This window comes from Burkholderia sp. AU45388 (assembly GCF_030481585.1).
Classification (GTDB): domain Bacteria; phylum Pseudomonadota; class Gammaproteobacteria; order Burkholderiales; family Burkholderiaceae; genus Burkholderia; species Burkholderia sola.
On record NZ_JAUJPV010000002.1, the window covers coordinates 190,608 to 209,255 of the forward strand.

Genomic DNA, 18,648 nt, shown 5'->3' on the forward strand with positions numbered 1-18,648 from the left:
GGACGCCGCCCGACGGCGGCCTCCGGCCTGCAACGTCAACGCCCGATACCGAGCCCCGGCAGCACGCGCGTGTTCTCGGCCACGACCGCATGCAGCAGGCGCGGATCCGCGCCGAGCAGCGCCAGGATCGTCGGCGCGACCTGCTTCGTGCCGACGAGATCGCTCACCGTGCGCGCACGATGAATGCCCGGATACGACACCAGCAGGCCGAGATGGCTGTCGTCCGGCGCGTTGCCGCCGTGCTCCTCGTCCTTCTTCGTGCTCGACGTGTAGATCACGCCCGGATTCGGCTGGACGACGATGTCCGGCGTGCGGCCGTTGGCCGGATCGCCGAAACGGTCGGCCAGCGCCGCGCCGTACAGCACGTATGCCTGCGGGCCGTCCGCGCAGATCCCCGGCGCGTTGCAGCCGAGATTCGCCTTCAGCGCCTGCACGACGGCCGTGCGCTGGCCGCGGTCGCGCAGCCAGACCAGGCCGACGTCGTCGGTCTGCACGAAGCCCGTGCCGACCAGGCCCGAACCGTCGTTCAGGTTGCCCGTCGTCGTGTTGTTCTGGCCGAAGTTGCCGTTCGGGTCGAGGAAGTCGTTCGCTTCGAGCAGCTTCGTCAGCGTGTCGCCGTTCTTCACGAGCTTCGTGTGATCGCTCGGCGACTGGCCGTGCTTCGACGTGACGATCACCGCCGTCGACGTATACAGGTTCGCCTGCTTCAGCGCCGCGACGACATGGCCGATCGCGTCGTCGACGTACGTGATCGCGTTCGCGACCTGCCCGTTCGGCGTGAAGTCGGCATCGAGATAGCCGCCGCCCTTCGCGACCGGCGCCTTCTGCGCGACGCTCAGCGTCTGGAAGTTCGCGCCGAACAGCGTCGGCACCGGCGCGGCCTTCGTGCCGGTCGAATCGCGGCCGCCGATCTGGTTGATCAGCGCCTGCACGTGCAGGTTGTCGAAGCGCGCGGTGTGCGAGTAGACGTCCGTATAGTCGGTGTTGGTCGCCGGGTCGATCGAGTTGATCTCGGTGCGCATCAGGTCGTCGACGCCGGTGCCCGACGGGCCGTTCAGCCAGTCGTAGCCCCACGCGTGCTTGTCGGCCCACGCGGTGTGCGCATTCGGCACGCCGGCCTTCACGGCCTCGAACACCGTGTTGGTCTTCACGTAGTTGTGCGGGTAGACCGGCACGCACTGCCCGTTGACCTTCGCATGCGGTATCGCCTGCGGATTGAACGCGCCGCCGCCGTCGAGGTGCACGAGCTTGCCGCCGTTGAACGCATCGATGCCGGTCGTCTCGTCGAACACGACGTTCCAGCCCTGCTTGCCCGAACACGTCGTGTCGCTCGGCGCGTACAGGTTGCGGTCGTACGACACGTCGTAGAACAGGCCGGCCGTCTTCGGCGAGCCGCCCGTCACCAGTGCCGCAAGGCCCGGGAACGAATCCGACAGCCCCGGCGTATACGCATTCGCGTACGTCACGCCGCTCTTCGCGAGCACCGCGAGGTTCGGGCACGTATTCGCGCCGATGCAGCGCGCGAGATCCTGTTCGTGCAGGCCGTCGATGCTGAGCAGCAGCACGTGCTTCACGACCCGGCTCGCGCGGCCGCTGTCGTCCGGTTGCGCCGCGTGCACGCCCGCGCCGGCGAGCGCCAGCGCAGCCGCGACCATCGCCGCCGTTTTCCGTTGCTTGATGAACCTGGAAATCATCACCCCACCTCACCGATTGATGTTGAACTTCGTGACTTGCCGTCAGGCGCGCAAAATATCGCCGGGTCGTGCGGCGGCCGGATGAAGCGGGGCTTTCTGTTCTCTGTCAAACGTAACCAATCGCAAATGACGCGAAGCGGTCGCGATGCGCGGCCGTCGCGTGCGCCAGCCCGTGCGGCCGGATTTTTTTTCGGGTTGGCCCGCGACTATTGGCGTGGCATAAAGGGTTTTCCCTGACCCGGAGCACGAGTATGTCGACCCTGGAAGCCCTCCGGTTCGTGCTGGACGATGCACGTACCCCCGAAATCATTCGCCATCACGTCGTCGACGCGCTGCAGTATGCGTTGCGCAACCACGGACCGGTGTTCACCACGAAGGAAGTCGAATGGCTGGCGCAGTGGGACGACGCGCGTCTGCCGCTGGCCGCGAGGAAGGAGCTGGACAAGCGCGAACCGGCGATCGCCGGCCGCTGAAAAAAGCCGCCGCGCCCGGCGGGTGCGGGCGCGGCGGCGAATGACGGATAGCGGTAACGCTTACTGCAGCCCGAAGTCGACGCGGGTCGTCGCGCCCTTGTCCGAGATGCCCTTCGCGTCGAGCTTCGGCGCGACGACGAACATGCGGCTCGAGTCGATCTTGCCGTCGAGATACTGGCGCACCGCCTGCGCGCGCTGCTGCGCGAGCGCCCGCAGCGCGTTGTCGTCGGCCGGTGCGTGATCGGCGAGCGCCTGCTTCATGTCCGCATCGGGCAGCGTCTTCTGCAGGCCGACCAGGTTGCGCGGCTTCTTGAAATCGGCGGCCTTGTACGCACGCGTCAGGTATTTCGAGTATTCGGCCTTGTCGACCTTCACCGACATCGGATCGACGCTCTCGCCCTGGCCGATCACGTCCTTCAGCTTCTGCTGGCGCACCAGCCGCTCGACGTACGCGTCGCGCAGCCCCGGCGTGTCCTGCGCCGGATCGACACGGCCGATCAGGTCGAGGCGGATCGACGGCTTCTCGGTCAGCATCTTCACGACGGTATCGAGTTTCTTCTGCTGCGCGTCGGTCAACTGGTACGAGCCCGGCGCGAACTCGACGTAGCCGAGATCCTCGCCGCCGCTGCCGCCGAACGCATTCGCGAGCAGCGTGAACGGCGACGTGACGGCCTTCGCGATCAGGTTCAGCACCGCGTGCCAGATCAGCCCGCCGATGCTGAATTCCGGATTCGACAGCGACCCCGACACCGGCAGGTTCACGTCGATCTGGCCGCGCGTGTTCTTCAGCAGCGAGATCGCGAGCTTCACCGGCAGCTTCGTCGCCGTGTCGTTCTCGACGTGATCGCCGAACGTCAGTTGATCGATGAAGATGTGGTTGTTCGCCGACAGCTGGTCGTTCGCGAGCTGGTAGTGCAGGTCGACGTTGAGCTTGCCCTTCGTGATCGGATAGCCCGCGTACTTCGCCGAATACGGCGTCAGGTTGGTCAGCTCGATGTCGTGCGCGGTGGCCGTCAGGTCGAGCGCCGGCTTCTCGATCAGCGGGTTCACCGAGCCCTTGATCGTGATCGGCCCGTTGCCTGCGAGGTTCGCCGCGACGTCGACCGGCGCGGACGTCGTCGAATCCGTGCCGAACGCACCGACCGTGCCCTTGATCGCGACGAGGTTCGCCGTGTAGTTCGGCTTGATGAAGTTGTCCGTGTACGTGACGCGGCCGTTCTGCAGCAGCAGTTCGCCGAAATGCATCCGCACCGGGTTCTGCGGCTGCGGCGCGGCCTTCACGACCACCGTCGCCGACGCGGCGGCCGGCACGGACGCCTGCTGCGCGGCCGCGGCCGATGCGGCCCGCGCGGCGGCCGGCGGCGTCACGCCCGGCGACAGCGGCACCGGCTCGCCCTTGCTCGCGTCGCGGGTGAGCGACTGCGCGGGGCCCGTCTCCTTCGCGACCACGTCCTTCAGGTTCAGCCGACCCTGCGCGTCGAGCAGCACGCGGCCGTAGAAGTTCGAGAACGTCACGCGCGCGGCGTCGACGTCGGTGCCCTTCTCGTCGTAGTTCGCCTTCAGGTTCGACAGCGCGAGCGAGCGCCAGCCGGCGAACGGGTCGGACGTCGCCTTGTCGAGCATCCGCACGTCGACCAGCGCGACGTCGCCGCGATAGGTCGCGCGCGGCTTGTCCTTCACTTGCGCGAACGTCAGGTTGCCCTGCGCGTTGAGCAGCGCGCTCGCGATCGTCGCGTTCAGCGCGCTGCCGAAATACGGTTCGAACGCGGCCGCGTCGACGCGGTTGCCGTTGATCTTCAGGCCGAGCTTCAGCGGCTGCGCGGTCACGTCGCCCGTCACGTTCAGCGAACCCTTGCGATTCAGCGTCGCCTTCAGTTGCACGGGCAGCGGCTTCGTCAGGTCGTCGCTCACCTTCTGCACCGACAGCTCCAGCGGCTTGATCGCCAGCTTCACCGGGCGCGGCGTCGACAGGTCGGTGAAGTTCGCGGACGCATCCTTCACGTTCAGCGCGTCGATCCGGTAGTGCCACGACGGCGCGGCGGCCTGCGCCTTGCGCGCGACCGTGCGCGGCGGCACCGCCGCCTGCGCGGGTTCGCCCAGCGCCGCGAGGTCGATCTTGCCGTCCTTCAGGCGCTTCACGTCGAGCGCAAGGCCGCTCGCGTCGACGCTCGAGATTTCCGCGGTGCGCGCGGCGACGTCGACCTTCGCGATCTTCGCGTTCGCGTCGGGCAGCACGATCGCCGGCGCCTTGTTGTCCGGCGCGGCGATCTTCAGCGATTTCAGGCTGACCGTGCTGTCCGCGACTTCCGCGGCGAGCGGCGTCTTGCCCCAGTCGGTCTTCGCGTTGACGGTCGCGCCGAGCGTGCCGTCGAGCACGCGCGCACGCGTCGCCTCGCCGAGGTACGGCTGCAGCGCCGGCAGCGCGAGCGCGGCGACCGTCAGCTTCGTGTCGGCCTGCTTCGCGGCGAGATTGAATGCGCCTTCGGCCTTCAAGTCGCCGCCGCGCGACAGCGACGTCGACAGCGTGTATTTCGCCGGCGTCTTGCCCTGCAGCGTGAAGCCGTCGAGCGTCGCGGCGAGCTTCGTCAGCGACAGTGCGGTCGGCGTCGCCGGCACGCGGTCGTCGACGTTGATCGTGCCGCCGTCGATCGCGACGTGACGGATCGTCAGATCGAGCGGCGGCGTTTCCTTCGAGGCGGCGCCTTCGGCCTTCGCGCCGCTGGCGCCGCTGGCCGCGGCGACGGTCGCGCCGGAAGCCGCGGACGCACCGGAAACGGCGACGGCCGGCGCGGCCGTCTTGCCGGCTTCGGCCTTCGGTGCGGCGGCCGGTTGCGCGACGAGCTTCTCGACGTTCAACACGCCCTGCTTGTCGCGCGACAGGTCGACCACCGGCTGGTCGAGCCGGATCTCGTCGAAGTGCATCGCATTGCGCAGCGGTTCCAGCCCGGCCGCCGCGACGTGCACGCCGCGCGCGGCGAACAGCGGCCCCGACGCGCGGTCGGTCACCTTCGCGTCGTTCAGGTCGACGGTGCCCGACACGCGCAGCGCGGGCGTCTCGCCGCTCATCACGAAATTGACCGTGAGGTTGCTGCTGAGCAAGCCGCTCGTCACGGCCACCGGCAGTTTCGCCGGCACGTACGAGATCAGCTTCGGCACGTCGAGGCGGTCGAACTTCAGCGCGATCTCCGATTCGCGCGACTGCGCGAACGGCTTGGTCTTGCCGTCGATCGAGATCGGGCTGCCGTCGAAGCGCGCGCGCAGCTTCGGTTCGACGAAGATGTCGGTTTTCGAGGCCAGCGTCGCGATGTACGGAATGCCGAGCGTCCAGTTGTCGACCACGTGCTTTTCGTTCAGCAGGCGATCGTCGAAATCGATCCGGCCGTCGTTGATCTGGATGTTCGACACCGAGAACTGCGTCGGCTTGCTGTCGGGTGTCGGCGACGGCGACGAGAACTTCTCGATCAGGTCGGTGAAGTTGAAGCGCTGTGCGTCGTAGCGGACGACGTGAAAACGCGGCGAATCGAGCCGGATTTCGTTGACGATCGGCGCGCCGCGAAACAGCGACGACCACGACGGCCGCACGACGAGCTTGCCGATGTCGATGAAGTCGCCCTGGCCGCCGCGCTCGCCGAGGTGGATGCCGTCGGCTTCGAGGTTCAGCGTGTACGGGTTCAGTGCGATGCGCCGGATCGTGGCCGGCCGGTCGAGCTGCTTGCTCAACTCCTGTTCGGCGACATGGCGGATCAGCGGCGGCGCCGCGAAGAAGCCGAGCAGTCCGAACAAAACGACGAAGATCAACAGGCCGATGCCGATACGCCGGGTCCGGCGCGAGCGTGCAACGCCACCGAGGGCATGGAGGGTCGAGGGTAGGGTTTCTTTGTCTGCGCTTGCCATGCTTGAATGTCTCGGGAATGGATGCCGGGCCGCACCGCACAAACCGGGCGGCCGCGCACGCTATCCCGAAAGTATAGGCTCAGGAGGGGACGGTACGGCGGGCGGGCGCCGTCGCCGCGCCCGCCGTCGGACAACGGCGGCGGTCAACCGTTCATTTCCGGACGACGACGGGCGGCATCCACGCCCCGTCGCTCGCCTGCGGCTTCGGTGCGTACAGCCGTAACGCGAGCGCGAAATCGGTACGCGGCGCGGGCAGCCAGTTGGCCGCATGCGTGCCGCCCGGCGACGCCGATACGACGATGTCGATCGAGCCGTCGCGGTTGCGGCGCAGCCGGTCGCGATCGCCGAGCGAGCGCCGCGCCGACCCGACGTCGGGCAGCGCGCCGTTGGTCGTGTATGGGGTGAGCGTCCAGAATGCGCGCACCGGCGGCAGCGCGCCCGGCGCGAAATGCAGCACGTAGCGGTTCGCGCCGTTCAGTGCGTGACCGTCGCTGTCGACGCGGGTGACCGCGAGCGTCTCGTCGTCGCGCGTCGAGGTGCCGAACTGCGTGTAGGCCGCGTACGCGCGGAGCGCGTAGTCCTGGCCGTACTTGCCGGCCGTATCGCCGATCCACGTCCAGCCGTTCGCGTTCAGCAGGTTCGACGGCGGCGTCGCGAGCCGCGCGCGCGCCTCGGCCACGCCGGCCGTCGCGGCCGTGAGACGGTCGCCCGTCCACAGCACCGGATAGCCGGCCGTCACGCCGATGTCGCCGAGCGATTCCTGTGCGTGCGCGTCGTCGCCCGGCGGCGGATTGTCCTGCAGCGCCCGCGCGAAGCGCGTGAAGAACGCCTTCGGGTCGAGCGCGGCGACCTGCTCGGCCGGCGTGCCGCCGCCCACCGCTTCGGACGGCGCGCTGCCCGCGTGGACCGCGACCGACGCGCCGCGCTCCGCGCCCGTGTAGACCGACAGCGGCACCACGCGGATCGCGCGCTGCAGTTTCTTCACGTTTGTCAGGTCGCGCCCGCCGCTCGTCTGCAGCCGCACGTCGAGCCACGCATTGGCGGACGGCACGTCGACGCGCACCACGCCCTTCGGCAGCGTGCCCTGCCATGCCTTCGCGGCGAAGGCAATCGTTTGCGATCGCCCGGCGCCACGCGCACCGCGGGCGGCGACGCTCGACGACGACCACAACACGTTCGTCCACATGTCGAGTGCGCGCGCGTCCCAATAGCGGCCGCGCGTGTCGGGCAGCGTGACGATCACGGGTTCGGCGGCGACGTCGAGCCAGCCGCTCGAGTCGAGCGTGTCGACGCCCGGCAGCGGCGGATTGACCGCGCCGACGGGCGGCAGCGCCTGCGCGTGGCGCAGCGTGTTGAGCGGCGCCTGCCCCGGTTGCGCGCCGTCGCCGCCCGTCGCCGCTTCCTTCGCGACGTCCATCAGCACGAGCGGATACGCATAGATATAGGAGTCGGCGACTTCCGCGCGCATCCAGCCGGTTTTCCGCTGGATCGCGTCCGGTTGCGACGCGCATCCCGCAAGCAACGCCGCAATGGCCAGCGACGCGCACGCGCGTCGCAGAGAAACTGATTCTCGCTGGTTTTCAATCATGGATTACTGGCCGAATATCGTTCTTTTCAGTCAACGCCTTGTTCGTCTCGCGAACGGCGAAGCAAGGCACCCCAGCGTGCCCGGACGACCGTTCATGACGTTTCGTAACGGTGGGCGCTGATGTCAGGCCGGTATCATAGCGCCTAAGGGCATCCCCCAATATGCCGAATAACGGGTAAAACGCTAGCCGGATCGTCAAAAAATCTGAAATAGTTCACGGGATTCCGCAAAAATCCGGAACGGTTCGATCGCGCTGGAACGATGGTCGGGTGAGAACCGTCGACGCGGATTGAAAAATGGCGCCACTATTGACACCATTTTTGCTATGGCAAGCGAATGGAAGATCCTCGACCCAATGAGGCGCGAGCCCGCGAACGTGCGCTTCAACGATCTGTTCGAGATCTGCGAAGCCCACTTCGGAGCGGCCCGCCAATCCGGTTCCAGCCATGCTATTTTAAGACACCGTGCCAAGGCGATCCTCGAGTGAATATCCAGAATGATCGCGGGAAAGCCAAGGCTTATCAGGTGCGGCAGGTTCTCGACGCGATCGATCGACTGAAGGAACAGAAATCATGACCCAAGACCACTTTACGTACCGCGTAACGTGGTCCCCGGAGGACGGGGAGCACGTCGGCCTCTGCGCGGAATTCCCCTCTCTTTCGTGGCTCGATGCAACCCCGGAAGGCGCGCTGGTCGGCATTCGCCGGCTCGTTGCCGACGTCGTGAGCGACCTGACCGTGAACGGCGAAAAGGTGCCCGAACCGATCGCCGACCGAACCTACAGCGGCGAGTTCAAGGTCCGCATCCCGCCACAGGCGCACCGCGCGCTGGTCATCCAGGCCGCCGAACAGGGCGTCAGCCTCAATCGCCTGGCGAGCGCCAAGCTCTGCGCCTGAGCGCGTACGCGCACACCACGACACGATCGCCCGGCGCGTCCGTACGGAAGCCGGGCGATCGCTTTTTCCGCGTTGTGCCACCCTGTGCGCATAACCTGCGTCGCATCGTCGCCGACGCTTGACCTTACCATCATGGGAATGTTGATACTGGAACCATTCGCGGCACGAACCGCGCTTTTGGGGAATCCGACATGACTGAACCACTCGCCTCCGCGGCGCTGCAAACGATCGAGCTGAACGTCGACGGCATGCATTGCGGCGGCTGCACGGGCCGCGTGCAGCGAGCGCTGGCCGCCGTGCCGGGCGTCGTCGATGCGGCGGTCGATCTCGATGCGCATGCGGCGACGGTCACGGCGCAGGAAATCGTCGAGCCGGGCCGGCTCGTCGACGCCGTCCGGGAGGCCGGCTATCGCGCAGCGGTGCGCGAGGCGCCGGGCAAAGCCGGCGCGGCCACGCCTTCGGCGCACGCGTTGCGCGGCGAAACGCCGTCCGCGGCCTCCGCGTTTCCTCCCGCCGCCGCGACGATCGAACTCGATATCGACGGGATGACTTGCGCGTCATGCGCGTCACGCGTCGAAAAGGCGCTCGCGAAGGTGCCGGGCGTCACGCGCGCATCGGTCAACCTCGCGACGGAGCGCGCGACGGTCGACGCGTCGGCTGGCGTTTCGGCCACGCAGTTGGCGGACGCCGTGAAGCAGGCCGGCTATGGTGCGACGCCGACTGCGTCGGACACCGTCGTCCCGGCCGCCGCCACTGCATTGCCCACCGCGCCCGCGCCCGCAAGCATCGAACTCGACATCGACGGGATGACCTGCGCGTCCTGCGTGTCGCGCGTCGAGAAGGCGCTCGCGAAGGTGCCGGGCGTCACGCGGGCGTCGGTCAACCTCGCGACCGAACGCGCGACGGTCGATGCGTCGAACGACGTATCCGCCGCGCAGCTTGTCGAAGCGGTGAAACAGGCCGGCTACGGCGCGACTTCGGCCGCCGCCGTCGCCGCCGTCGCCGCCGTCGCCGCCGCCGCCGCGCTGCCCGCTACCGCCGCTGCCACCGACGTCGAACTCGACATTGGCGGCATGACCTGCGCGTCCTGCGCCGGGCGCGTCGAGAAAGCGCTGGCCGCCGTGCCGGGCGTCGCACGCGCGACGGTCAACCTCGCGACCGAGCGCGCATCGGTGCACGGCGCCGGCGCACTCGACGCCGCCACGCTGATCGCGGCGGTCACCACAGCCGGCTACCATGCGTCGCTTCCGGCCGCGTCACCCGCCGGCGCAACGGCCGGCGCCGACTTGCAGCCGGCCGGCCCCGCGCAGGACCCCGATGCCCGCAAGCGCCGCGACGCGATCCGCGAACGCAACTTCGTGATCGGGGCCGCCGTGCTGAGCGCGCCGCTCGTCGCGCCGATGCTCGCCGCCCCGTTCGGCATCGATCTGATGCTGCCCGGCTGGCTCCAGCTCGTGCTCGCGTCGATCGTGCAGTTCGGCTTCGGCGCGCGCTTCTACCGCGCGGCCTGGCATGCGGTGAAGGCGCGCACCGGCAACATGGACCTGCTCGTCGCGCTCGGCACGTCGGCCGCGTACGGGCTGAGCCTGTGGATGCTGCTGCGCGATCCCGCGCATCCCGGCCATCTGTATTTCGAGGCGTCGGCCGTGATCGTCACGCTCGTACGCTTCGGCAAGTGGCTCGAATCGCGCGCGAAGCGCCAGACCACCGAGGCGATCCGCGCGCTGAACGCGCTGCGTCCCGACCGCGCGCGCGTCGTCGAGCACGGCGTCGAACGCGACGTGCCGCTGTCGCAGGTGCGCGTCGGCACGCACGTCGGCATCCGGCCCGGCGAGCGCGTGCCCGTCGACGGACGGATCGTGTCGGGCCGCTCGCACATCGACGAATCGCTGATCACCGGCGAAAGCCTGCCCGTGCCGAAGGACGACGGCGACACCGTCACGGCCGGCTCGATCAACGGCGAAGGCGCGCTCGTCGTCGAAACCACCGCGATCGGCGCGGAAACGACGCTCGCGCGCATCATCCGCCTCGTCGAATCCGCGCAGGCCGAGAAGGCGCCGATCCAGCGGCTCGTCGATCGCGTCAGCGAGGTGTTCGTGCCGGCGATCCTCGGCATCGCCGTGCTGACGCTGGTCGGCTGGCTGATCGCCGGCGCCGGGATGGAGACCGCGATCCTCAACGCGGTCGCGGTGCTCGTGATCGCGTGCCCGTGCGCGCTCGGTCTCGCGACGCCCGCCGCGATCATGGCCGGCACGGGCGTCGCGGCCCGGCACGGCGTGCTGATCAAGGACGCGCAGGCGCTCGAACTCGCGCAGCGCACGACCGTGATCGCATTCGACAAGACGGGCACGCTGACCGAAGGCAAACCGTCCGTGACGGCGTTCGACGCCGTCGGCGTGCCGCGTGCCGAAGCGCTCGCGCTCGCGGCGGCCGTGCAGCGGCAGAGCGACCATCCGCTCGCGCGTGCGGTGGTCGCCGCGCATGACGCGGACGTGGCCGCGCAGGGCGGCGCGGCGGAGCCGGTCGTCGCGACCGATGCGCGCGCGGTGGCCGGACGCGGCGTCGAAGCGCACGTCGGCGCGCAGCGGCTCGCGCTCGGCAGCACGCGCTGGCGCGACGAACTCGGCATCGCGGTGCCGCCGGCGCTCGACGCCCGCGCGGCGGAGCTCGAGCACGCCGGCAACACGATCTCGTGGCTGATGCGTGCCGATGCGCCGCGCGCGGTGCTCGCGCTGATCGCATTCGGCGATACCGTGAAGCCGGGTGCCCGCGACGCGATCGCGGCGCTGTCGGCGCGCGGCGTCGCGAGCGCACTCGTGACGGGCGACAACCGCGGCAGCGCGGCGGCCGTCGCGGCGGCGCTCGGCATCGGCGAAGTGCACGCGCAGGTGCTGCCCGACGACAAGGCACGCGTCGTCGCCGAACTGAAGCGCACGCACGGCGGGATCGTCGCGATGGTCGGCGACGGGATCAACGATGCGCCCGCGCTCGCCGCCGCTGACGTCGGCATCGCGATGGCGACCGGCACCGACGTCGCGATGCACACGGCCGGCATCACGCTGATGCGCGGCGACCCGGCGCTCGTCGCCGACGCGATCGACATCTCCAAACGCACGTACCGCAAGATCCAGCAGAACCTGTTCTGGGCGTTCGTCTACAACCTGGTCGGCGTGCCGCTCGCGGCGCTCGGTTTGCTGAACCCGGTGATCGCAGGCGCGGCGATGGCGTTTTCCAGCGTCAGCGTCGTGACCAACGCATTGCTGCTGCGGAGATGGAAAGGCCGCGCGCGTTGACGAGGCGGGCGGTGAATGCGGGGGGGCCGGACGGGTCGTTTGGCGTTCGGCGTTTGGCCAACAAGAAGGATCGATCAGGAAGCGTGCCGGCGTTGGCCGGCGACGCAGCGCGCCAAACCGGCAGCATGTGACAACGCATCGTCGGCCCGCCGATTCAATTCGACACGACGGGTTTGATCAACGTCGTGGTGATCGGCGCGAAGCCGCACGCGCGATACAGCGCACGCGCCGCCGCGTTGTGATTGAACACCGACAGCCCGATCTCGGTAACGCCGTAGCGGCGCGCCTCGGCGTCGAGCGCGTCGAGCGCACGCGTGGCCCAGCCCTGGCGGCGCCGGGACGGGACGATGTCGAGGTCGTAGATGAACAATGTGCGGTTCGGCCCTTCGGGGACGATCGCGTACCAAAGGTCACCCACCGCGTCGCCGCTGGCGCCGTCGATGAGCGTGACGAGGGTCTGGCCGGCGGTCAGCAGGCCGTCCGGCAGCAGCGTGTCGAAACAGGCGCGCGCACGATCGGCCGCGTCGTCGACAGCATTTTGCCCGGAGGAAACGAGGTCGCGCGCGTAGCCGTCGATGGCTCGCGTGCGGTACGCGTGGAATTCGCCGGCCGTCATCGGCCGCATCTGCAGCATGGCCCGGTCGCCGTGAACGGAATCGGACTTCCAGTGTAGCGGGACAGTCGCACCGGCGCGCGAGGCGGCGGCGGAAAACAGGCAGGCAGGTGCGGCGGACGCCGCGCCGAATCAGCGAATCAGCGAATCAGCGACGGTACAGGACGATCGGCACGAGTTGCGCACGGCGCACGCGCTCGGCTTCCGCATGACGCGCGGCGTACGAGTATTCGGCGTCGAGCGGCAGATGCGGGGACACGAAGAGGTCGTCGATTTTTTGCAGCAGGGCGAAGATGAAGCTCATGTGAGACTCCTGACAGACGTGGCTAGGGTTTTCCCTTAGATGGCCTCTATTCTAAGGGTTTTCCCTGAACTCTGCCAGTGCACTGCATCGGTTTGCCGCGCGTGCGCGACACCCGGTCGCCGGTTCGGAACGGCGATCCTTGCTGCGTCGGGCTGTCAGGATGGGGTCGAAACGATTGATTACCGCGCGCGATGAGCCCGCTTCCCGACAGCCGCCTCGCGGTTCGCGTTGCGCTGAAGCCGGTCGACTTGCGACAGCAGCGCTTCGTGGTGCTCCTCGAGCGTCATCAGCGTGGCCTGCTGCGTCGACAGATCGGCCGCGAGGCGATCGATCCGTTGCTGCTTGGTGGCGACGTCCTGCTTCAGGTGCGCGATCTGGCGCGTTTGCAGCACCAGCGCGACGAGCCCAGCCAGCACGACGACCGCCAGCGCAAGCAGCAGGCGGTTGACGCGACGCATCTCGCGATCGGCCGAGCGCGTCAGGCCGTCCACGTCCGACTGCAGCGCGGCGATCCGGTCGGTCAGCGGGCGCAGGTGCGTGTCCGGATCGAAGGCCGGCGCGGCCGGTTGCGTACGCTCCGACGATGGCTTGGTCACGAACGATGCGGCGGAAGCCACCGGCTGCGCGACCGGCGACGGCGAAGCGTCGGGCTGCCGGGCCGTGTCGCGCGGCTTCGCGGAATGCGGGGCGATTGCCGGTTCGGGCGGTTGTGCCGGTTGTGCCGAGGTCTGCGGCTCGACCGGTGCGGCAACGACCGGCGACGCGTTCGAGTCAACCGCCTCCGGCTTCGAATCGATGCCTGTCGGAACCGGTGCGGCTTGCGTCGCCGTCGCTTCGCTTGCGCCGGCAGCCGCCCGGCGCTTGCCGCCCGACGACGCGCGACGCTCCTTCACGGCATCGCCCGAAGATTTCCCCTCGCGCGATTTGACGCCCGCCGCCTCGACGACAGGCTTCGCGCTCTCCGCCGCTTGCGATTCCGCCGCCTGCACCGCAGCGCCATCGGCGGCTTGCAGCTTCGCCGCCGCGTTCGCTGCGCCGTCGACCACGGGCACGTCGATCTGCGTTACACCGCCATCGCCTGCAGGCAAATCGGCGGCCTTCGTTGCAAGACCCTCTGCCGATGCGCCGCCGACGTTCGCGGCCACGTCGCGTTCCGGCGTCGAAACGACCTTGGCCGCCCCATCCGTCGTCGCCGCACCTTCGGCGTCCGCATGCGTTGCCCCAGCCGCATCCATATCCGCAGGCGGGGTGAACCCGTCCAGCGTGGCCTGTCGGCCATCGTCGACACCGACCGCAACATCGGCTTCCATGACCGCTTCATCGCGCGCCGCAACCGGCATGCGTTCGCCGGGCTCCAGCACCGGATCGCCGAACAAGTCGAGCGTCCGTTCGTCGCGCGGCGCGTCGCCGGCCGGTGCGCCGCCGGATCGTGCCGTCGCCCTGGCGGACGTGCTGCCGGCCGCAGCGGCCGAGCGCGGCCGCGAACGGGCCGACGAACGGGTGGAACGGGAGCGGGAGCGAGGCGGGGAAACGGATTCGGTCATGGAAATCGGATAGCGGGGCCCGCAGGCGCGAACCCGGATGTCGAACGGAATCGGTGGTCGGCCATTGTCGCACGCCCCGCAACCGAGTCACGCAATCGAATCACGCTATTCGTCGCCCCCCAGCCCGTTCCCGCCGTCGAAACGCGTGACGCCCGGCAGTGCGCGAAGCTTGGCGCAGATCGCCTTGTATTCCAGTTCCGACACCCGCGCCAGCGCGATGCGCACCTCGTCCTGCTCGCCCGTGTCGTCGGCACGCTGCACGATGAACTGCTTCACGCGCGCACTGTCGGGGCCGAGCGCCGCGTGCAGCGAATCGAACGTCAGCGTGCCGCTCGCCACCGTCAACGCAAGCTGGCGCCGCTGGCGCACCGTGAAATAGCGCCGCTCCAGCGGCTTGATGCCGGCCAGGATGATCAGGATGATGATCGTCGCCGAAATCGCCGCGACATAGAGCCCGCCGCCCACCGCGAGGCCGATCGCGGCGACCGACCACAGGCTCGCGGCCGTCGTCAGCCCGCGCACGATTTCACCGCGCAGCAGGATCGAGCCCGCGCCGAGAAAGCCGATGCCCGACACGACCTGCGCGGCGATCCGCGACGGATCGAGCACGACGTGGTCGCTGGAGCCGAGCACGTCGGCGAAACCGAACGCCGATACGATCATGATCAGCGTCGAGCCGACGCACACCAGCATGTGCGTGCGCAGGCCGGCCGCCCACGACAGGCGCTCGCGCTCGAAGCCGATGACGCTGCCGAGCGCCGCCGCGAGAACGAGCCGCATCACGAGTTCCAGGTTGCTGAGCATCGTATTTATCTCCTTTTTTTGGTGCTGGCCGCGCGGAATGTTTTATCCTTGGCCCCGGCCGCGCCGATTCTCCGGGCCGCGCCGACACGTTTCGATCCAAGCGCTCAACCCCGCCATGTCCGTTTCCGACTCCGCTTCCGCCCAGGCCGCCCAGTTGCGCCACCATTTCGCGCACGTCGTCTTGCCGATCTGGCGGGGTTCAGGGTTCGACCCAGCATTGCACCTGCCGTTCGAAGCCGTCGATCCGGCCACCCACGCGCCGTTGCCCGCGACCCGTTATCGCGCGATGGCGTGCGCGAGGCAACTGTTCGTGTTCGCGCAGGCCGGCGACACCGCGCACGCGGCCACGCTGTTCGATGCGCTGTGCCGGCACTTTCGCGATCCGCGCCACGGCGGCTGGATCTACAGCGTCGACGCGCAGGGCGCGCCGCTCGATACGAACAAGGATCTCTATACGCACGCGTTCATCGTGTTCGCGTGCGCCGCATGGCATGCGGCGTCGGGCGACGCCGCCGCGCGCACGGTGGCCGAAGCCACCGCCGCGCTGATCGAGGACCGCTTCGCGCCGCGCCCCGGCGACGCGTTGCTCGATGCCGCGCGCCACGCCGATTTCTCGTCATCCGGCAGCGGCGCGCTGCAGAATCCGCTGATGCATCTGACCGAAGCGTGGCTCGCGGCCGCCGATGCGTTCGGCGACCCGGCGTTCGACGATGCGCTCGCGCGCACCGCGCAGGCCGTCGAGCGTACCTTCGTCGACGCGGCGACCGGCTGCGTGGCCGAGCTGCCGCTCGGCGCGGCCGACAACCGTTTCGAGCCCGGTCACCAGTTCGAATGGTTCTATCTGGTCGATGCGGCCGGCGCGCGGCTCGCGCAGACGGGGCTCCCCGCCGCGCTGTCGCGCGCGTTCGCGTTCGCCGAGCAATACGGCGTCGATCCGCGGACGGGCGGCGTGTGCGCGGCGCTCGACGCGCAAGGCGCGTGCATCGACGGCACGCAGCGGATCTGGGCGCAGACCGAATACCTGCGCGCGCTCGCGACGCACGGCGGCACGCCGGCCTCCGCGCCGCTCGCGCGGCAGATCGAGCGGTTCGCCGCGCGCTTCCTGCATCCGCGCGGCTGGTTCGAGTGCAAGACGGCCGACGGCCAGGTGTCGCGTGCCGACATGCCGTCGACGACGCCCTACCACCTCGCGACCGCCTACGCGGCGCTGCCGGCCGGTTCGTAACCCGTCGCGGCGAACGACGGCGCCGCGCGATCGCCGCGGGCGGCGCGTCCGTCGCCCAGCTCGAACACCGACACCGCCTGCATCAGGTGCGCGGTCTGGTCGTTCAGCGACGCGGCCGCCGCCGCGACTTCCTCGACCAGCGCCGCGTTCTGCTGCGTGAGCTGATCCATCTGCGTGACGGCCTGGTTCACCTGCTCGATCCCGACGCTCTGCTCGACCGACGCGGCCGTGATCTCCGACATCGTCTGCACGACGCGCGTGATCGACGCCGACACCGTGCGCATCGCGTCGCCGGCACGTTCGACGAGCTCCGCGCCGCCGTTGATCTGCGCGACCGAATCCTCGATCAACGCCTTGATCTCCTTCGCCGACTGCGCGCTGCGCTGCGCGAGCGAGCGCACTTCGCCCGCGACCACCGCGAAGCCGCGCCCCTGTTCGCCGGCCCGCGCGGCCTCGACCGCGGCGTTCAGCGCGAGGATGTTGGTCTGGAACGCGATGCCGTCGATCACCGAGATGATCTCCGCGATGCGCCCCGAGCTCTGCGCGATGCCGCGCATCCGGTCGATCACGCTGTCGACCACGCCGCCGCCGTTGCTCGTCGCTTCGAGCGCCGCGTCGGCCAGCGCGCTCGCCGCGCGGGCGCTGTCGGTGTTCTGCCGGACGGTCGCGGTCAGTTCCTCCATGCTCGCGGCGGTTTCCTCGAGCGACGCGGCCTGCGTGCCCGTGCGCGCCGACAGGTCGGCGTTGCCGCCCGCGATCTCGCCCGCGCCGAGATGGATCGCATCGGACGCCTGGCGCACCGTGCGCACGGTGCCCGCGATGCTCGTCTGCATCGTGGCGAGGCCGCGCAGCATCCGGTCGATCTCGAACACGCCGCCCGCCCGCACGGCTTCGTCGAGACGGCCCTGCGCGATCCGCTCGAAATGGCGGCCCGCCTGCTCCAGCGGCGCGACGACCGCGCGCCGCGCGGCCGCGTAGATCGCGGCGCTCGCCGCGAGCATCGCCACCAGCAGCACGATGCCGACCGACTTGAACCAGAGCATGCCGCCGTCGATGGTGTCGAGCGCCGCGCGGCTCGAGGTGCCGCCATAGTCGGTGAAGCGATGCAGCTCGGCGATGTACGCGTCCTGGAAGCCCTGGGTCGGCTGGTCGAGGAACGCCTGGATGTTGTCGGCGTCGAGGAACTGCACGAGCTCGCCCAGCGCGCCGCGCAGCGCGCGATAGCGCTCGGTGAGCGCCGCGACGCGTGTACGGTTGGTGTCGTCGACCGCCTGCGCGGCCGTCAGCACCGCGAACGCCTTGTCCGCTTCCGCGAGCGACGCGCCCGCATGGCGGATGATGTCTTCGGGCTTGGGGCCGCCGCGCACCATTCGCGTGCCGGCCCGCGACAGGTTGATGCGCGCGTCGAGCAGTTGCTCGGTCGCCCGGCTGGCCGCCTCGACCTGCGTGATCGCAACGTTCGACAGATCGTCGACGCCGCTGCGCGTCGACGCGAGCGCCCAGAAGCCGAGCGCTTCGATCGCGAACAGGAAGAGGCAGAACACGGTCAACACGCCGAGCAGACCCGACGCGAGCTTGATTTTTCCGAACATGGGGGAATTCCTGGAAAGCGGACGATGAAGCGATGCCCCGGCATTAGCGGCATTTCTTCGTCGGACTTTAGGCGAAATGGCCCCCCACGCAGATCGATCGCGCGCTTCGCTCGCGCATTCGCGTCGAATCGCCCGCAAACGCGGGGATCTTGCGTATTCGGCGCAATAATCGCGACGCAGTGCGCCGGGATTTGCACGAAACGCGGACGAATTTCCTTGCTTATCCGGAGCCCCCTTCCTAGAGTTCAGCGCAAGCGGGCACTCATTTCGAGGGAAGTTCGATGACCGACATCACGGACCACGCGCGCGGCGCATTGCGCGCGCAGCCGTTCAGCATGCTGCTGGGCACGCAACTGATGCATATCGGCGACAACGAAGTGTCGCTGTGTCTGCCCGTGCGCGAGGAATTGCGGCAGCAGCACGGTTTCGTGCACGGCGGCGTCGTCAGCTATCTCGCGGACAACGCGCTGACGTTCGCCGGCGCGCTCGTGCTCGGCCCGCGCGTGATCACCGCCGAATACAAGATCAACTACCTGCGGCCGGCCGTGAACGGCACGCTCGTCGCCCGCGCGAAGCTCGTCTACGCGGGCCGGCACCAGGCGACCTGCCAGTGCCACGTGTTCGTCATCGACGGCGACCACGAGCGGCTCGTCGCGATCGCGCAAGGCACGATCAACCGCGTCGGCGACGGCAAGATGCCGGATGCGCCGGCGGAAACGGCGTGAGAA

At 69.1% G+C, this 18,648-nt stretch carries 15 protein-coding genes; 7 read left to right on the plus strand and 8 right to left on the minus strand.

The genetic code is table 11. From position 1 onward, the window contains the following. Positions 1 to 35: 35 nt before the first annotated feature. On the minus strand, positions 36 to 1,694 hold the full coding sequence (locus tag QZM72_RS04760) for an alkaline phosphatase family protein (protein ID WP_089470786.1): 1,659 nt from the start codon (positions 1,692 to 1,694) through the stop codon (positions 36 to 38). 251 nt (positions 1,695 to 1,945) lie between these two features. Here QZM72_RS04760 and QZM72_RS04765 point away from each other — a divergent pair, with 251 nt between their 5' ends. After that, complete coding sequence (locus QZM72_RS04765; RefSeq protein WP_089470787.1) at positions 1,946 to 2,167, plus strand: hypothetical protein; 222 nt, start codon at positions 1,946 to 1,948, stop codon at positions 2,165 to 2,167. A 60-nt stretch (positions 2,168 to 2,227) separates the two neighbouring features. Here QZM72_RS04765 and QZM72_RS04770 read toward each other — a convergent pair whose 3' ends face one another. Next, on the minus strand, positions 2,228 to 6,061 hold the full coding sequence (locus tag QZM72_RS04770) for a DUF748 domain-containing protein (protein WP_301737353.1): 3,834 nt from the start codon (positions 6,059 to 6,061) through the stop codon (positions 2,228 to 2,230). A gap of 151 nt (positions 6,062 to 6,212) precedes the next feature. Next, positions 6,213 to 7,649, minus strand: coding sequence for a DUF1254 domain-containing protein (locus tag QZM72_RS04775; RefSeq protein ID WP_301737354.1), 1,437 nt, complete (start codon positions 7,647 to 7,649; stop codon positions 6,213 to 6,215). Positions 7,650 to 7,938: 289 nt separating this feature from the next. Here QZM72_RS04775 and QZM72_RS04780 point away from each other — a divergent pair, with 289 nt between their 5' ends. The 3 genes from QZM72_RS04780 to QZM72_RS04790 all read left to right on the plus strand — a co-directional run bounded on the left by QZM72_RS04780 (position 7,939) and on the right by QZM72_RS04790 (position 11,838). Beyond that, on the plus strand, positions 7,939 to 8,136 hold the full coding sequence (locus QZM72_RS04780; protein WP_301737355.1) for a hypothetical protein: 198 nt from the start codon (positions 7,939 to 7,941) through the stop codon (positions 8,134 to 8,136). Positions 8,137 to 8,221: 85 nt separating this feature from the next. Beyond that, positions 8,222 to 8,545: a type II toxin-antitoxin system HicB family antitoxin gene (locus tag QZM72_RS04785; protein WP_124548662.1), complete on the plus strand. Its 324-nt coding sequence runs from the start codon at positions 8,222 to 8,224 to the stop codon at positions 8,543 to 8,545. 191 nt (positions 8,546 to 8,736) lie between these two features. Further along, positions 8,737 to 11,838: a heavy metal translocating P-type ATPase gene (locus QZM72_RS04790; RefSeq protein WP_301737356.1), complete on the plus strand. Its 3,102-nt coding sequence runs from the start codon at positions 8,737 to 8,739 to the stop codon at positions 11,836 to 11,838. Between the two features lie 154 nt (positions 11,839 to 11,992). Here QZM72_RS04790 and QZM72_RS04795 read toward each other — a convergent pair whose 3' ends face one another. The 3 genes from QZM72_RS04795 to QZM72_RS04805 all read right to left on the minus strand — a co-directional run bounded on the left by QZM72_RS04795 (position 11,993) and on the right by QZM72_RS04805 (position 14,065). After that, positions 11,993 to 12,472, minus strand: coding sequence for a GNAT family N-acetyltransferase (locus QZM72_RS04795; RefSeq protein ID WP_089470792.1), 480 nt, complete (start codon positions 12,470 to 12,472; stop codon positions 11,993 to 11,995). 127 nt (positions 12,473 to 12,599) lie between these two features. Beyond that, complete coding sequence (locus QZM72_RS04800; protein ID WP_164725512.1) at positions 12,600 to 12,755, minus strand: hypothetical protein; 156 nt, start codon at positions 12,753 to 12,755, stop codon at positions 12,600 to 12,602. Positions 12,756 to 12,934: 179 nt separating this feature from the next. Continuing rightward, positions 12,935 to 14,065 carry a flagellar hook-length control protein FliK gene (locus tag QZM72_RS04805; protein WP_301737357.1) on the minus strand — a complete coding sequence of 377 codons (1,131 nt, stop codon included), beginning with the start codon at positions 14,063 to 14,065 and terminating at the stop codon, positions 12,935 to 12,937. Here QZM72_RS04805 and QZM72_RS04810 point away from each other — a divergent pair. After that, complete coding sequence (locus tag QZM72_RS04810; RefSeq protein WP_256979780.1) at positions 14,064 to 14,312, plus strand: hypothetical protein; 249 nt, start codon at positions 14,064 to 14,066, stop codon at positions 14,310 to 14,312. The genes QZM72_RS04805 and QZM72_RS04810 overlap by 2 nt on opposite strands. A gap of 92 nt (positions 14,313 to 14,404) precedes the next feature. Here QZM72_RS04810 and QZM72_RS04815 read toward each other — a convergent pair whose 3' ends face one another. After that, positions 14,405 to 15,103, minus strand: a complete 699-nt coding sequence (locus tag QZM72_RS04815) for an MgtC/SapB family protein (protein WP_089470794.1) — start codon at positions 15,101 to 15,103, stop codon at positions 14,405 to 14,407. A gap of 115 nt (positions 15,104 to 15,218) precedes the next feature. Between QZM72_RS04815 and QZM72_RS04820 the strand changes: the two genes are divergently transcribed. Continuing rightward, positions 15,219 to 16,328 (plus strand): AGE family epimerase/isomerase, encoded by a 1,110-nt coding sequence (locus QZM72_RS04820; RefSeq protein ID WP_089470795.1) that lies wholly within the window; start codon positions 15,219 to 15,221, stop codon positions 16,326 to 16,328. On the opposite strand, the gene QZM72_RS04825 is transcribed toward QZM72_RS04820, so the two are convergent. After that, positions 16,301 to 17,920, minus strand: coding sequence for a methyl-accepting chemotaxis protein (locus QZM72_RS04825; RefSeq protein ID WP_301737358.1), 1,620 nt, complete (start codon positions 17,918 to 17,920; stop codon positions 16,301 to 16,303). The two genes, QZM72_RS04820 and QZM72_RS04825, sit on opposite strands and share 28 nt — an antisense overlap. Before the next feature lie 281 nt (positions 17,921 to 18,201). Here QZM72_RS04825 and QZM72_RS04830 point away from each other — a divergent pair, with 281 nt between their 5' ends. Then, positions 18,202 to 18,645, plus strand: coding sequence for a PaaI family thioesterase (locus QZM72_RS04830; RefSeq protein ID WP_089470797.1), 444 nt, complete (start codon positions 18,202 to 18,204; stop codon positions 18,643 to 18,645). Positions 18,646 to 18,648: the final 3 nt, after the last annotated feature.